General features: G+C 68.9%; 13 protein-coding genes. 6 read left to right on the top strand and 7 right to left on the bottom strand.

Translation table 11 applies throughout. From position 1 onward, the window contains the following. Positions 1-2 precede the first annotated feature (2 nt). The gene (gene mnmA / locus SLQ33_RS19630) at positions 3-1,082 is read left to right on the top strand and encodes a tRNA 2-thiouridine(34) synthase MnmA (protein WP_319455520.1); all 1,080 of its coding nucleotides are present in this window, start codon (positions 3-5) and stop codon (positions 1,080-1,082) included. Here the strand turns inward: mnmA and SLQ33_RS19625 are convergent. After that, positions 1,079-2,719, bottom strand: a complete 1,641-nt coding sequence (locus tag SLQ33_RS19625) for a PGRS repeat-containing protein (RefSeq protein ID WP_319455519.1) — start codon at positions 2,717-2,719, stop codon at positions 1,079-1,081. The genes mnmA and SLQ33_RS19625 overlap by 4 nt on opposite strands. A 119-nt stretch (positions 2,720-2,838) precedes the next feature. Continuing rightward, the gene (locus SLQ33_RS19620) at positions 2,839-3,501 is read right to left on the bottom strand and encodes a sensor domain-containing protein (protein WP_319455518.1); all 663 of its coding nucleotides are present in this window, start codon (positions 3,499-3,501) and stop codon (positions 2,839-2,841) included. A 39-nt stretch (positions 3,502-3,540) separates the two neighbouring features. Here SLQ33_RS19620 and SLQ33_RS19615 point away from each other — a divergent pair, with 39 nt between their 5' ends. From SLQ33_RS19615 to SLQ33_RS19605, 3 genes are all read left to right on the top strand, one after another. Further along, positions 3,541-4,551, top strand: a complete 1,011-nt coding sequence (locus SLQ33_RS19615) for a methionine synthase (protein WP_319455517.1) — start codon at positions 3,541-3,543, stop codon at positions 4,549-4,551. A gap of 104 nt (positions 4,552-4,655) precedes the next feature. Further along, positions 4,656-5,453: a hypothetical protein gene (locus SLQ33_RS19610; protein ID WP_319455516.1), complete on the top strand. Its 798-nt coding sequence runs from the start codon at positions 4,656-4,658 to the stop codon at positions 5,451-5,453. 51 nt (positions 5,454-5,504) lie between these two features. Continuing rightward, positions 5,505-7,052, top strand: coding sequence for an adenylate/guanylate cyclase domain-containing protein (locus SLQ33_RS19605; protein ID WP_319455515.1), 1,548 nt, complete (start codon positions 5,505-5,507; stop codon positions 7,050-7,052). On the opposite strand, the gene SLQ33_RS19600 is transcribed toward SLQ33_RS19605, so the two are convergent. Then, entirely contained in the window at positions 7,049-8,659 is a 1,611-nt protein-coding gene (locus SLQ33_RS19600; RefSeq protein ID WP_319455514.1) for a 4-coumarate--CoA ligase family protein, read from the bottom strand. The genes SLQ33_RS19605 and SLQ33_RS19600 overlap by 4 nt on opposite strands. A 25-nt stretch (positions 8,660-8,684) precedes the next feature. Further along, complete coding sequence (locus SLQ33_RS19595) at positions 8,685-9,086, bottom strand: MmcQ/YjbR family DNA-binding protein (protein ID WP_319455513.1); 402 nt, start codon at positions 9,084-9,086, stop codon at positions 8,685-8,687. A 134-nt stretch (positions 9,087-9,220) separates the two neighbouring features. Between SLQ33_RS19595 and SLQ33_RS19590 the strand changes: the two genes are divergently transcribed. Both SLQ33_RS19590 and ligA read left to right on the top strand, forming a co-directional pair. Next, entirely contained in the window at positions 9,221-9,931 is a 711-nt protein-coding gene (locus tag SLQ33_RS19590; RefSeq protein WP_319455512.1) for a cutinase family protein, read from the top strand. A gap of 64 nt (positions 9,932-9,995) precedes the next feature. After that, positions 9,996-12,059 (top strand): NAD-dependent DNA ligase LigA, encoded by a 2,064-nt coding sequence (ligA, locus tag SLQ33_RS19585; protein WP_319455567.1) that lies wholly within the window; start codon positions 9,996-9,998, stop codon positions 12,057-12,059. 16 nt (positions 12,060-12,075) lie between these two features. Here the strand turns inward: ligA and SLQ33_RS19580 are convergent, their stop codons facing one another. The 3 genes from SLQ33_RS19580 to SLQ33_RS19570 all read right to left on the bottom strand — a co-directional run bounded on the left by SLQ33_RS19580 (position 12,076) and on the right by SLQ33_RS19570 (position 14,574). Further along, complete coding sequence (locus SLQ33_RS19580) at positions 12,076-13,026, bottom strand: hypothetical protein (protein WP_319455511.1); 951 nt, start codon at positions 13,024-13,026, stop codon at positions 12,076-12,078. Further along, positions 13,026-13,673 (bottom strand): class I SAM-dependent methyltransferase, encoded by a 648-nt coding sequence (locus SLQ33_RS19575; RefSeq protein WP_319455510.1) that lies wholly within the window; start codon positions 13,671-13,673, stop codon positions 13,026-13,028. Before SLQ33_RS19575 ends, SLQ33_RS19580 begins: the two co-directional genes overlap by 1 nt. A 241-nt stretch (positions 13,674-13,914) precedes the next feature. Beyond that, a complete protein-coding gene (locus SLQ33_RS19570; RefSeq protein WP_319455509.1) occupies positions 13,915-14,574 on the bottom strand; it encodes an amino acid-binding protein in 660 nt (219 codons plus the stop codon). Between the last annotated feature and the right edge of the window lie 66 nt (positions 14,575-14,640).

Here is a 14,640-nt window from a genome sequence, read left to right as displayed (position 1 = left end):
TCATGCGCGTCCTGGTCGCGATGAGCGGCGGGGTCGACTCGTCGGTCGCCGCCGCCCGAATGGTCGACGCCGGACACGACGTCGTCGGCGTGCATCTCGCGCTGTCGTCGGCGCCGGGCACGCTGCGCACCGGATCGCGGGGGTGCTGCTCCAAGGAGGATGCTGGCGACGCGCGTCGGGTCGCCGACATCCTCGACATCCCCTTCTACGTCTGGGATTTCGCCGATCGCTTCAAGGAAGACGTGATCGACGACTTCGTGGCCTCTTATGCGCGTGGCGAGACACCCAATCCATGCGTGCGTTGCAACGAGACGATCAAGTTCTCCGCGCTGTCGAAGCGAGCATTGGCGCTGGGCTTCGACGCCGTCGCCACCGGTCACTACGCCCGGCTGTCCGACGGGCGGTTGCGCCGTGCGGTCGACGCGGACAAGGACCAGTCGTACGTGCTTGGTGTGTTGACTGCAGAACAGTTGCGGCACGCGGTCTTTCCGGTGGGTGACACCCCAAAGCCGCAGATTCGCGACGAGGCCGCGCGCCGCGGGTTGGCCGTCGCCGACAAGCCCGACAGTTACGACATCTGCTTCATTCCGAGCGGCGACACCCGTACCTTCCTTGGTGCGCGGATTGGCATGCGGCGCGGCACGGTCGTCGACGCCGACGGGGCGGTGCTCGCCGAACACGATGGCGTGCACGGCTTCACCATCGGTCAGCGCAAGGGGCTGGGCATCGCGGGGCCGGGTCCGGACGGCACGCCCCGCTACGTCACCGCCATCGACGCCGAGAGCGGCACCGTCCGCGTGGGTGACGCCAGCGACTTGGACGTGTGGACGCTGACGGGGGAGCGACCTGTCTTCACCTCGGGCGGCGCGCCGCGCGGGCCGATCGAGTGCGAGGTTCAGGTGCGCGCGCACGGCGGGCTCGCAACGGGTGTCGCCGAACTGCGCGGCGAGCAACTCGTCGTCGAACTGCGTGCCGCGCTGCGTGGCGTTGCACCCGGCCAGACGATGGTGCTCTACCGCCCCGACCCCGACGGTGACGAGGTCATCGCAAGCGCGACCATCTGCAGCACGGGCGCGCCTTAGCCGTCGGCGCCGTCCGCGCCGTCGCCGCTGGACGGATTCGTCCCCGTACCCGTGCCGCCGGTACCGCCCGTTCCGCCAGGCGTACCGCCGTTTCCGCCGTCGCCGCCCGTGCCGATGCCGGATGCCGAGGAGCCGTTGCCGCCATTGCCGCCGGAACCGCCGGGCGAACCTGCGGCGCCGTCGCCGCCCTTGCCGCCGGTGGCAGTGCCGAGATTGGTCTGAGCGTTGCCGCCGTTGCCTCCGCTGCCACCGGGGCCGGAGACGCCACCACCCGTGCCGCCGTCGCCGCCCGCGCCAGCGGTGGGTGACGCCACGCCGTTTTGCGTGTTGCCGCCATCACCGCCGTCGCCGCCAGCTCCGACGACCGACGCGTTGCCGCCATTGCCGCCCGCTCCGCCGTCGCCAAAGCCGTTCCCAGAGCCATCGCCCCCGCGTCCGCCGTCACCGGCATTGCCGAACACTCCGGTACTGCCACCGTCACCGCCCACCCCGCCGGTGTTGGGACCCTGGCCGCCAGACGCGCCGCCGTCACCACCGGACCCGGCGTCGCCCGCCGCGATTCCGCCATTGCCGCCGCGGCCGCCCGTGCCGCCGGTCGCGGTGCCGCCGCTGGTGCCTGCGCTACCGCCCGCCCCGCCGTCGCCTCCCGTTCCGACCAGCAACGGACTACCACCAGCGCCGCCAGCCCCGCCGGTGGCGTTCTCGGAAACCAAACTATCTGCGAAACCGCCCGTCCCGCCGGCACCGGCATTGCCGAACAACCCGGAGCCGCCGCCCGCTCCGCCTGCGCCGCCGACGGCCTCGAGCGCGACCGTGACGTCGCCGCCCGCACCCCCGGCGCCGCCGTCGCCGACCAGAAGACCTCCCTCTCCGCCTCGGCCGCCTGCTGCGCCGGTGGCGCCGATCAGCTCCATGTCGTTGTAGATTGCGCCGCCCGCCCCGCCGGCGCCGCCATTGCCAATGAGGCCGGCCCGCCCGCCGTCGCCGCCGGCTTGGCCGACGTCACCGGCTGCGCCCTTGCCGCCGTTGCCGAACAGCAGGCCACCGTTTCCGCCGGCTTGGCCGGGCAGCGCGGCGTCGCCGCCGTTGCCGATCAGCAGGCCCCCGTTTTGGCCGGGGCCTCCGTTGCTGACGAAAACGGCGAATGCGGCGCCGAGGAGACCGGCCAACGGATCGAGTGGGCTGACCAGCGCCACTGGACCAGCCAGCGCGACTGGGCCGGCGAACAGTGCCGCGGTGGGCTCGAGCGCACTTCTCGCCGCACTCGGGCCAACTCCGGTCGGCGCTGTCGTTGGTAGCGCGAAGACGTTGGGGCCGAACAGGTTCGGGGTCGACCTCGTGACAATGCCGTCGCCAGCCGCGACCACGTCCGTGGTACTGGCGACAACGGTGACACCGGCGGCTCCGCTGGGTGTGACCGGCGCAGCCCCGCCGGCCGTCGGTGCGCCCGTCACGGCCGCATACAGGGCGTTGGGGGTGGCGATCGCCGCCAACATCGGACCCGTCGGGCTCGAGACGGATGGCCGCGGTGCTGGAACCGCCGCGGATGGCGCGCCGCCGTAGGCGGAAGTCCCTGCCGCGGCGAGCACACCCGCGGCGACCGCCGCGGTGATGATGGTTCGTTGCTTGGCCGTCATGAATTCCTCCGCGTTTAGGGACCGACCCCTCGATCCTGACACCGCCCATGGTCAGAATGACCCGGACCCGACTACTTGGATTCTGGACGTCGACGGCTCTGGACTACTTGGTTTTCGGGCTAACCGGGGATCTGCGCCAGCATGTTCGTCATGACGATGTCGGGCACCGACGGGGGAAACCGACAGAACGTCACCTCGACAAGCACCACCGACTTCACCCGGTAGTCGCGGCCGCAGGCCCCCGCCCGCAATTGAAGGGATTCACCGGTGGACGTCGAATCCCCTACGAAGAGCGGGCCATACGACGTCGCCTCACAATCGGCGACCCGCCCGGCGAGGCCGTCCAATGCGTTCTTCGCGGTCGACGGGTCCCGGTAGGCCGCCGCGCCCTGCGAGATCAGCGCCGCGTCGGGCGGATCCTGGTAGGTCGTCTTGTGGAACTCTTCGACCTCCGGGCCGAACGTCTGTGTCTCGGCGAAGAACCACCGGCACTGATCGGGGGCCGACCCGAGCAGGCCGTCGACGTCGACCGGGAGCTTGCCGTCCATGCTCGGGATGATGGTGAGATCGTCGCCTGCGCCGGTGATGGCCCGCATCTGCGCCTGCTCGAGCAGCACGACGTCGACGTCGACCGGTGAACGCGAGTCGTCGTCGATACCGGGAATCGCTCGCACCGCGGCACCCGTGACGGTGTTCGTACATGCCGTCGTCAGCACCACGGCACACCCTGCAACCAGGGCGAACCACCCGCGAGCGGGTGACCGTCTGGCTGCGCCGGGCATGATTGAGGGTAACGCGCGGTCATCGAATACTGTGGCCGCGTGAGCGGTTTCGCGTCGGCGACGGGCATCGGGTCGTATCCCGGATCGGACGCACGTCAGGCCGCGGAGGTGGTGGTCGGCGAACTGCACCAGTTGGCCCACCTCGTCGAACTGCCCGGCCGCGGGATCGGCGCCGACATCATCGGCCGGGCCGGCGCCCTGCTGGTCGACATCGGCATCGACACGGTGCCACGGGGGTACCGCATCGCGCCGGGTCGCAGCGCCGTCGTCCGGCGCGCCGTCAGCCTGCTCGGCGAAGACCTCGACGCAATGGAAGAGGCTTGGGAGACAGCGGGTTTGCGGGGCAGCGGCCGCGCCGTCAAGGTGCAGGCGCCCGGCCCCATCACGCTGGCCGCACACCTCGAACTCGCCAACGGACACCGGGCGATCACCGACTCAGGCGCGCTCCGGGATCTCACCGAAAGCCTCGCCCAGGGGGTCGCCGAGCACCGGGCCACCGTCGCGCGGCGGCTCGACGCCGAGGTGGTGGTGCAGTTCGACGAGCCCACCCTGCCCGCGGCCCTGTTGGGACGGTTGACGGGGGTGACCGGTGTGACGCCGGTGCATCCGGTCGACGAGGCCGTGGCCACCAGCCTCTTGGACGAGTGCGTCGCGGCCGTCGGTGCGGCCGTCGCCGTGCACAGCTGCGCCCCGGAACTCCCGTGGAAGATGTTGCAGCGCAGCACCATAAGTGCCGTGTCCGTCGACGCGTCGACGCTGACTGCAGCCGATCTCGACGGAATCGGTGAGTTCGTCGAATTGGGCCGGGTGGTGATGCTTGGCGTCGTTCCGTCCACCGCCCCGGACCGCAGGCCGTCGGCCCAGGAGGTCGCCAAGGCCGCCGCGTCGATTACCGACCGACTCGGGTTCAACCGGTCGGTGCTGCGCGAACGAATCGGCGTCACGCCTGCCTGCGGATTGGCGGGAGCGACGCCGCAGTGGGCCCGGATCGCCATCGAGTTGGCGCAAGAGGTCGCCGATGGAATCGCCGACGATCCCGAGGGCATCTAGCGCAGTGCCGCGCGGACGGCTGACGGTGTTGTCAGTTTGCGGGCACCATTATGCAGTCGAGTCGGCTACGGTTATCTAACCCATCGTGATGGTCTGGTCAGGGGGTGACGGTGGCGCACGCGGACGTACGCATCGCGCTGAGTGCCGGGCTGATCTCGGCAGCGCTGACGATCGGCGGTCCGTGCATTGCCGTCGCGTCGGCGGATCCCGGCCATTCAGGCTCGAACCATTCCAGGCACGGCGGCGACTCCAGCCGCGATCGTCAGTACGACCGCCGAGGCGGCGATCGCGACGACGATCGGCGCGGATCCGACGGTGATCGGCGCGGAGCCGATTCCTACCGGAGCGGCGGCGATCGCGACGGCTGGAACAGCCGCGACGACGATGCACCCGCTAAGGGCGATTACGAGAGAACAGGCGGCTACCAGGTCGCCAGCCGGCCCGCTGCGCAGCCGACCACGACCTCGAGGAACACGGTCGTCACCGGTAATTCGGCGCCTCCGATCGACGAGCCGGGCGGCGGGGGCTCGGGCGCTCAGGGTGGCATCGCCGCACCCATGGAGGCCCCACGGGTGAGTTTCGGCAACGGTCGAACGCCCGGCGTCCTCAAGACTGCGCCCGGCGACACGGCCAACGTGGTGAACCCGATTCCGGCGTCGGCGCCCGCTCCGCCACCGCCGCCCGCGCCTGAATCCCCTTCAGCGGCGCTGATGGCCGTCGAACCGGAGAGCCAGGAGTTCATCGATCAGATCTGGGCGCCGCTGCGCCCAACCTTCGGCAGCGACCTGCTGTTCGGGCTCGCCGGCCTGGTCATCTTGCCCCTATCGGGCGTGTGGCTGGGCTACCGGCAGGCCCGCGCGGCAAAGGCCGCGAGTTACTTGGTCAGCACGGACGTCGGTTAGCTCGTTCGCAGTTCAGGCAGTTGGAGCGCTTGGCATCGGTACTCTCAAGCCGTGGCGGAAACGGCGTACGCGTCGTGCGGCGAACTCAGCCTCGCGTACCAGGTGTTCGGCGAGGGTTCCATTGAGCTGGTCATCGCCGGGCCGTTCGCCACCCACGTGGAGCTGTTCTGGACCCAGCCCGAATTCAAGGCGTTCTTCGATCAGCTCGCGACGTTTTGCCGCGTTCTCGTATTCGACAAGGCCGGGGTCGGGCTCTCGGACCCGGTCCCGCGAGTTCGGTCGCTGGATGATCGAGCGACCGAGATCGAGGCCGTCATGGATGCCGTCGGCTTCGGACGGTCCGTCCTTTTCGGTCTGAGCGAAGGTGGCCCAGCCGCCGTCGTCTTCGCGGCAAGTCGACCAGAGCGAACGCGGGCGTTGATCCTCGCCAGCACGTTCTCAGTTCTGCCGGTTGGGTGGGACGACATCGATCGTGATGCGGACGAGGTGCGGGCGCGCGTCCTACCCGAGCTGGGTGAGGAGTACACGCCGTCGACGGAGCAGATTGCCCGCATGCAGGAACTCGGCCGCGCCGTCCGCTCGGCGTGGGGCAGTGGTGCGGCACTCAAGTGTGTAATGCCGTCGATCCGGTCGATACGCCAGCTGGGAACGTTGGAGCGCATGAGCGCGAGCCCAGGGATGGCTCGGGCGACCCTCGCAGCGATGTTCCAGATCGACGTCCGGCCGATCCTGCCGACAATCACCGTGCCAACCCTTGTCATCCATGCCCGCGACGACCCCTGCGCTCCTGTGCAGTCGGGCCGTTACCTCGCTGACCACATCCCTGGCGCGCGGTTGCTCGAGGTCGAAGGCAGAGACCACGCGCCCCAGTTCACCGATCCCGACAGGATTCTGACCGGGATCGAGGAGTTCCTCACCGGCAGCCATGCGCCACCACTGCAGGCACATCGCGCCCTGCGCACCGTGTTGTTCACCGACATCGTCGCGTCGACGGAACGTGCCGCCGCGACGGGCGACGAGCGGTGGCGGGCGATGCTCCAGCGCTTCGGCGAGGTCACAGCCGTACTCGCGGAACGATTTGGCGGCACGGTGGTGAAGAGCACGGGCGACGGGCACCTCATCACGTTCGACGGCCCGACACGGGCCATCCGCTGCGCCGAGTCCTTGCAGGCTGATGCCGAGACGCTGGGCATCGAGATCCGGGTAGGCATCCATAGCGGCGAGTGCGAACTGCTGGACACCGACATCGGCGGGATCGCAGTGCACATCGCGGCGCGGATCCTTGGTCAGGCGGAAGCCGGCGAAATCCTCGTGTCCCGCACGGTCTGCGACCTGGTTGTCGGCTCGGGCACGGGGTTCGAGGACCGCGGCAGCGTCGAGTTGCGCGGCGTGCCCGGCAGCTGGCAACTCTTGGCAGTCGATCCTCACGGCGCGCGGGTGGGATCGGCCGAGGCGGAACTGGCGTCAACGTCGACCCCCGGCCCTCGGACAACGATGCGCCGGTCGGACCGCGCCGTGGAGGTGATGGCGAGGCGGACACCGTGGATCCTGCGCGGGTTGGCTCGCTTCGCCTCGGCCACCGGTCACCAGAGCCGCTAGCTCGTCCGAAGGTCCTTGCGCAGGATCTTCCCCGACGCCGACTTCGGAATCGCGTCGATGAACGCCACCTGCCGAACCTTCTTGTACGGCGCGACGTGCTCGGCGACGAAGTCCATGACCTCGGCTTCGGTGAGCTCGGAGTCGGCCTGCTTGACCACGAACGCCTTCGGTATCTCCTCGCCGGACTCGGCGTCGGTGACCCCGATGACGGCCGCGTCGGCGACCTGCGGATGGGTTAGCAGCACGGCCTCGAGCTCGGCGGGCGGCACTTGGTAGCCCTTGTACTTGATGAGCTCCTTGAGCCGGTCGACGATGTAGACCGAGCCGGTGGAATCGACGCGGGCGAGGTCCCCGGTGTGGAGGAAGCCGTCGTCGTCGATGGTTTCGCGGGTGGCCTCGTCGTTGTTGAGGTAGCCGGCCATCACGTTGGGCCCCTTGAACCACAATTCACCGGTCTCGCTGAGCCCGGATTTGGGTGGGTCGATCTCCGCGCCGGTCTTGGCGTCGACGAGCTTGCTGACGGCGTTCGGCACCGTCCAGCCGCAGGAATTCTTCGGCGCTACCGACCCGACGAGTTCGCGGCCACCATCGAACGGCGTCACGTGACTGACCGGGCTCAGTTCGCTCATGCCGTAGCCCTGCACGAGTGCGCAGCCCAACCGGTCGGCGACGGCCGTGGCCAGGTCTTCATCCAGTGGGGCGGCGCCCGACATGATGCTGCGCAGACTCGACAGGTCGAACGAGTCGATCAGCGGGTGCTTGGCCAGGGCCACGGCGACCGGTGGCGCGATGAACGCATGCGTGCACTCGTGATTGGCGATGTTGCCCAGGAACTTCGCCAGGTCGAAGCTGCCCATGATGATCAGCCGGGCCCGCGCGTGCAGCGCGGCGTTGAGCAGCACCGTCATGCCATAGATGTGGAAGAACGGCAGCACCGCCAATGCGCGGTCATCGGCGACCATGCCCTGCACGGGCCGGATCTGGGCGACGTTGGCGGCCAGGTTGCGGTGCGTGAGCATGACGCCCTTGGGGTTGGCCGTCGTGCCGGAGCTGTACGGGAGCGCGGCCAGGTGCGTCGCCGGATCGAAGTCGACGTCAGGGGCACGCAAACCCGGGCTCAGCAGGTCGGCGGCATTGGGATGACCGTCGACGGATTCGCCGGGACCGTCGAGCACGACCACCGCGTCCTTGGGTAGCCCTACCGACTCGGCCGCCTCAAGCGACTGGGGGAGCAGCGGCGTCACCGTGACGAGCATCGTGGCGCGCGAATCGGTCAGCTGCTTGGCGACGTCTTTGGCGGTGAAGAGCGCGTTGATGGTGGTGGCCGTCGCTCCCGCGCGCAGGATGCCGTGAAAGGCGATCGCGAAGGCTGAACTGCTGGGCGACAGCAATCCCACGACGTCGCCGACGCCGATGCCGCGCTGCGCCAGCGCCCCGGCGAATGCGTCGATGGACGCGACCATGTCGCGGTACGTGGTCTCCGCGCCCGTGGCGGCGTCGACGAGGGCGACGCGGTCGCCGTCGTCGTCCGTCAGACCGCCGAACAGGTATTCGTAGAGGCTCGTGGTGGGGATTTGGACCTGGGGGAAGGGACTCGCGAAACTCATCGCCTCCGATCGAACCATGTGAGGGTCAGGGTTGGTCGAGGAGCTTCAGCAATTTCTTGGACGCCACCAGTCGGTACGACGCGTCGATGAGTTCGCGTACCTCGGCCCAGTCGACCTTGGCCGCGGAGAGGTCAAGGCCCAGCCAGCCGAAGGGGCCCATGTAGGCCGGAAAGAAGAACCGCCCGTCCTGCTCGAGTGCGGTGCGCTCGGATTCGTCGGTCTTGATCAGGATCGAGTAGGGGTACTGGATGTACTGCCCCTTGGTGTCGGTCTTGGCGCTACCGCCATACATGACGAAGATCTTCGGCGCGCAGAACACCGGCCTGCCCCACGAGATCTTCTCGAACGCCTCGGGGAAGCTCAGCGCGATCGCTCGTACGTCTGCCAACCCGAAGTCGTCGTCGCTGAACATGATCGGGTGCGGCATGGCGCCCAGCCTAAGCGACTTGCCAGCCGACGAGTTCGTCGATTACGCGCGATGACCAGTTTGCGGACGGCAGTTTGGGGACAATGAGTTCGCGGGTATGTCGTCTTCCGAGGTTGACACTAGGAGTGGTCGATGTGAGTACACGAACGATCGCTGGCTTCCTTGGCTCCGCGCTTGCGGTGACATCGGTAGCGCTGCTGAGCGCACCTCTGCCATCCGCTTCCGCCGAACCATGTCCCGACGTCGAGGCGGTATTCGCCCGCGGTACCGGTGAGCCGCCCGGTGTTGGCGGGGTAGGGCAGGCATTCGTCGATTCCCTTCGCTCGCAAGTCGGTGACAGGTCGGTTGGGGTCTATGCGGTCGACTACCCCGCCAGCGGTGACTTCGGCAACCGCATCGAGTTCGCCAAGACTGTCGTCGACGGGGTCAGGGACGCGGGCGCTCACATTCAGTCCACTGCGGCGAACTGCCCGAAGACCAGGATCGTCCTCGGCGGATACTCCCAAGGCGCGGCCGTCGCCGGGTACGTCACCGCGAATCGAATTCCGGACGGAGTACCCGTCGAGTACGTGTCGCAGATACCCGACCCGATGCCGCTGGACGTCGCCGACAACGTCGCCGCCGTGGCGCTCATCGGACGACCTTCGGATCGGTTCTTGAGCGATGTCGGCGCGCCGCAGCTCGTCATCGGTCCGCTGTATGTCGACAAGACCATCAACGTGTGCGCTACCGACGACACGATCTGCAATGGCGCCGGCGTAGGGGGGCCCAGCTTCGCCCACGCGCTCTACGGCGTGAATGGGATGGTCGGCGAGGCGGCGGCATTCGCCAACAGTCGCCTGTAGCCCGCGGATCCGCTCTGTCGCACGGCTCCGATAGCCTGCGAGAGTGAGCGCCACCCCTGCCGACGTGCCGGCTGACACCATCGATCCGGACGTGCGGCGCGAGTGGCAGCGCCTGGCCGAGGAGGTGCGCGGCCACCAGTTCCGTTACTACGTCAGGGATGCGCCGGTCATCTCCGACGGAGAGTTCGACAAACTGCTCGGCGAGCTCACGGCACTCGAGGACGCACATCCCGAACTGCGTACGCCGGACTCGCCGACGCAGCTGGTGGGTGGCGCCGGATTCGCCACGGACTTCACCTCCGCCGACCATCTCGAGCGCATGTTGTCGTTGGACAACGTATTCACCTCCGAGGAACTGACGGCGTGGGCGGCACGCCTGGTCGGGGAGGTCGGCGACGATCCAGAGTTCCTGTGCGAGTTGAAGATCGACGGTGTCGCGCTGGCGCTGGTGTACCGCGACGGCAAGCTGGTCCGCGCCGCCACCCGCGGGGATGGCCGCACGGGCGAGGACGTGACGCTCAACGCCCGCACCATCTCCGACGTGCCGGAGATGCTCACCGAGAACTCCGAGTTTCCGGTGCCAAAGGTGCTCGAGGTGCGCGGCGAGGTCTTCTTCCGGCTGGCCGACTTCGAGGTGCTCAACGCCAGCCTCGTCGAAGAGGGCAAGCTGCCGTTCGCCAACCCCCGCAATAGCGCCGCAGGCTCACTGCGGCAGAAGAACCCGGCGATCACCGCCCGCCGCAACCTGCACATGATCTGCCACGGGCTGGGCCGCTCCGAGGGGTTCACCCCGGCCACGCTGCACGACGCCTACCGCGCGTTGAAGGCGTGGGGGCTGCCCGTGTCCGACCACACCACGCGCGTGACGGGCATCTCCAAGGTCGCCGAGCGCGTCGCCTACTGGGGTGAGCATCGCCACGACGTCGAACACGAAATCGATGGCCTGGTAGTCAAAGTCGACGACGTCGCCCTGCAGCGCAGGCTCGGAGCAACGTCGCGTGCCCCCCGTTGGGCGATCGCCTACAAGTACCCGCCCGAGGAGGCCATCACCAAGCTGCTCGACATCAAAGTCAACGTCGGCCGCACCGGTCGCGTCACCCCGTTCGCGTTCATGGAGCCGGTCAAGGTGGCCGGGTCGACGGTCAGCCAGGCGACGCTGCACAACGCGTCGGAGGTCAAGCGCAAGGGCGTGCTGATCGGCGACACGGTCGTCATCCGCAAGGCGGGCGACGTGATCCCCGAGGTGCTCGGACCCGTCGTCGAGCTTCGAGACGACACCGAGCGCGAGTTCGAGATGCCAACGGAATGCCCGGAGTGCGGCACGACGCTGGCGCCGGCCAAGGAGGGCGACGCCGACATTCGGTGCCCGAACTCGCGGAGTTGCCCAGCGCAGTTGCGCGAGCGCGTGTTTCACGTCGCGGGTCGGGGCGCGTTCGACATCGAGGGGCTCGGCTACGAGGCGGCCGCCGCGCTGCTGGTGTCGGGCGTCATCACCGACGAAGGTGACCTGTTCGCGCTGACCGAGGACGACCTGCTGCGGACCGACCTGTTCAAGGTCAAGGCCGGCGAGTTGTCGGCCAACGGGGGGCGCCTGCTGGCCAATCTGGGCAAGGCCAAGGCGCAGCCGTTGTGGCGGGTGTTGGTCGCGCTGTCGATCCGGCACGTCGGGCCCACCGCGGCGCGGGCGCTGGCCCAGGAGTTCGGCAGCCTCGAGGCCATCGAAGCCGCATCCGAGGAGCAGTTGGCTTCCACCGAGGGCGTCGGGCCCACCATCGCGGCCGCGGTGATCGAGTGGTTCACCGTCGACTGGCACCGCGCCATCGTCGAGAAGTGGCGCGCGGCGGGTGTGCGGATGGCCGACGAACGCGACGCCAGCATCGAGCGGACGCTTGAGGGTCTGTCGATCGTCGTGACGGGGTCGCTGCCGGGATACTCCCGGGACGAGGCCAAGGAGGCCATCCTGGCGCGCGGCGGCAAGGCGGCGGGTTCGGTGTCGAAGAAGACCGCCTACGTGGTCGCTGGCGATGCGCCAGGGTCCAAGTACGACAAGGCAATTGAGCTCGGCGTCCCGGTGCTCGACGAGGACGGCTTCCGGCGACTGCTCGAGCAGGGCCCCGACGCCAGCTAGCGGTTGCAGGGTGAGGTCAGGCTGTGATGCGCAGGTCGAGCCCGCCGACGCGCTCCGGCGCAAGGCGCAGCTCGTCGACGGTCGACTCGGCGCCCAGTAGCGAGCGTTCGTCCAGCCATGCCCGAGCTACCGGGAGTGAGCCGGCGTGGAAGACGAGGCGGGCGATCCCGTCGCGATTCCCGGCGGCGAGCGCCAGCGCGGGGCCGTCGCCGAGCACCCAACGATCACCGGAGCTGGGCGCCGGATCCAGCAGCTGCTGCCATCGCCGCCGTGCGGCGTCGACGTCGCGGGCAGTGACTACGACCTCGCGAATTCCGGTCAGGCCAGGCCCGGCCGACTGGGCCGCGGCGAAGCGCTGCGCGTCGGCCGCCCGGCGGGCGGCGAGGTCGTGCCCCCACTCGCAGATCGCCAGGAACTCCGGCAGCGCAAACAAGCCCGCGGACGCGCGACCGAGCGACCGGTTGGACACGACCCGGCTCATCAACGCCGCGACCGCACCGGCCGTCGGCGTGCCATCAATCAGGGCCCGGCTCGACAACCGTGAGACGATCGTCCGCCGCTCACTCAGCACCCCGTCGACGGGGAACACACGCCAGTTGGGATCGACGGCGGAGCGCCGGTAGGGCTCATATGACTCGAAGCGCGTATGCGAGCCGCCGAAGGCCAGCGGCGCGAGATGGGGAACGCCGCGCGTACGTAACTCTGTCGCGGACTGCGCCGCCGAGCCATCGGGCTCGAAGACGATGCCGGTCAACGTGACGCCGGCGGCCGGGCGCGGCCCGCCACTCCAGCGGATCGATTCCAGCGTGACGTTGCCGGCCGTCAGGATTTCGAGCTCGAAGGTGGGGCAGCGCAGCAGCCGTGCGCTGACGGGCAGCGCGAGCGCCTCAGCGAGCATCGTCGCAGTGCGCGCAGGGTCGTCGCTGATGACGTTGACGTGGTCGAGCTGCCGGATCGCGCGGGCCATCAGGCGCTCGCCTTCGCCAGCCCGGCGATCAGCGGCCGTACGATCGGCGGCGCCTTGCGCATGCGGTCGTGCTCGAGCTCGGCGATCGAAAAGCCGGCGCGCTCGATGTTCTCGAGCGTTCGGCGGTTGCAGTGACAGCCGTGCCCCACCCGCACCTGCACGCCGTTGAGGCGGTCCTGCCAGCGAGCGAGTCCGTCGTCGTCCGAGCGGACGTGTTCCAGGAACACGAGTTGGCCACCCGGTTTGAGCAGCCGGTGGATCTCCGCGAGCGCGCGCGCAGGATCGTCGACCGTGCACAGCACGAGCGTGGAGACAACGAAGTCGAAGCTCGCATCCTCGAGGGGGAGCTCCTCGGCGGGCGCACGCACCACTCGCGCGGGCAGTGAATAGCCAGCCAGCTTGCGCTCGAGCCTGCGTGCCATCGGCTCTTCGGGCTCGGTGATGACGAGCTTCTCGACGCCCGCTCCATAGAAGGGGAGGTTGGCGCCCGTCCCGCCGCCGACCTCCAGCACGTCACCCGTCACTCGACTGACCAGCGCCTCGCGGCGGCTGCGCAGAACGGCCTTCTCCGGCCCGGCCATCAGCTGGTCATAACCGGCCGCGAACACCCGACCCCAGAGGCTCGTGCTTCGGTTGACTGATGCCATGACTGGTCCTTTGGACTGTCGAGGGCATCTGCGTGCCGGCCGTAGGCGTCCGGCCTTAAGTCTGTTTGCGGTATGGAGCCTCGTCTGCGCCGACCCTAGCACCTGTCAGATTTGCTGCCTATGTACAAAAGCAAACGAAAGCACAGCTAGCACGGCCTGAACATGCTTGATGGGGTGATTACTGTGCCGTCAATACGGGTGTCGCGATGTTGTTTGCTTGCGATAAGCCCCAGTCGCCGGGTCAGCGGATGATGGTCGCCACGATGCCGGCCAGATAGCCCAGCCGGGCCACTTCGGATGGCCGGAACAGCGGTCCGCCCGGCCGTCCCAGCATCACCGCGGTGTGGGCGCCGCCCAGCGGCGCCGCGCTCAGCGTGGTGTCCATGTCACGCCAGACCGCAGGGACCCAGTCGGCACCGCCGTCCAGCGCGGCCGCCTGTTCGAGCGGTAGCCACGGGGCCGATTGCGCCTCGGTCTCCGGGGCGCCGTGACTGCCCGCGATGCGCTCGAGACCCGACTCGGTGAGCGCGACCACCGTGCACCAGCCCACCCGCAGCACGTGTGGCGCTTCCTCGGCGAGCACGCTCAGCTTCGCGAGCCGGCCGTCTGCCGCGGCGATGTGGTCGATCAACTCGAGTTCGCGGTGGGCTTCCAGCAGTCCCGTGTGCGGCCGGATGCTGTCAACGTAGACGCCGTTGAGTTTCTCGGCGGCGGTGATCAGCATGTCGGGCATGGCGCCAGGGGGTAGGTCGACCACGAGGTCGTCGACCGCGTAGCCCGCCGAGCGCTCGACGACGTCGAGGGACAGGATGTCGGCGCCCACCGACCCCAGTGCCACGGCTAGCGAACCGAGGCTGCCTGGTCGGTCTTCCAGCTGGACCCGCAGCAGATAAGACGACACGCGCAACACTGTTGCACAGGTGTTCGTGACCGGCAGGCCGGGCGGACTGCCCCCGATGCCTTGACT

The organism is Mycobacterium sp. RTGN6, from assembly GCF_033804605.1.
Lineage (GTDB): Bacteria > Actinomycetota > Actinomycetes > Mycobacteriales > Mycobacteriaceae > Mycobacterium.
This window is presented reverse-complemented; position numbering and strand designations above follow the sequence as displayed.

Bases quoted from the DNA above. Each gene is read 5' to 3' on its own strand.
- mnmA (WP_319455520.1), top strand. From the start codon at position 3: ATGCGCGTCCTGGTCGCGATGAGCGGCGGGGTCGACTCGTCGGTCGCC.
- SLQ33_RS19625 (WP_319455519.1), bottom strand. From the start codon at position 2,719: ATGACGGCCAAGCAACGAACCATCATCACCGCGGCGGTCGCCGCGGGT.
- SLQ33_RS19620 (WP_319455518.1), bottom strand. From the start codon at position 3,501: ATGCCCGGCGCAGCCAGACGGTCACCCGCTCGCGGGTGGTTCGCCCTG.
- SLQ33_RS19600 (WP_319455514.1), bottom strand. From the start codon at position 8,659: ATGAGTTTCGCGAGTCCCTTCCCCCAGGTCCAAATCCCCACCACGAGC.
- SLQ33_RS19595 (WP_319455513.1), bottom strand. From the start codon at position 9,086: ATGCCGCACCCGATCATGTTCAGCGACGACGACTTCGGGTTGGCAGAC.
- SLQ33_RS19580 (WP_319455511.1), bottom strand. From the start codon at position 13,026: ATGGCCCGCGCGATCCGGCAGCTCGACCACGTCAACGTCATCAGCGAC.
- SLQ33_RS19575 (WP_319455510.1), bottom strand. From the start codon at position 13,673: ATGGCATCAGTCAACCGAAGCACGAGCCTCTGGGGTCGGGTGTTCGCG.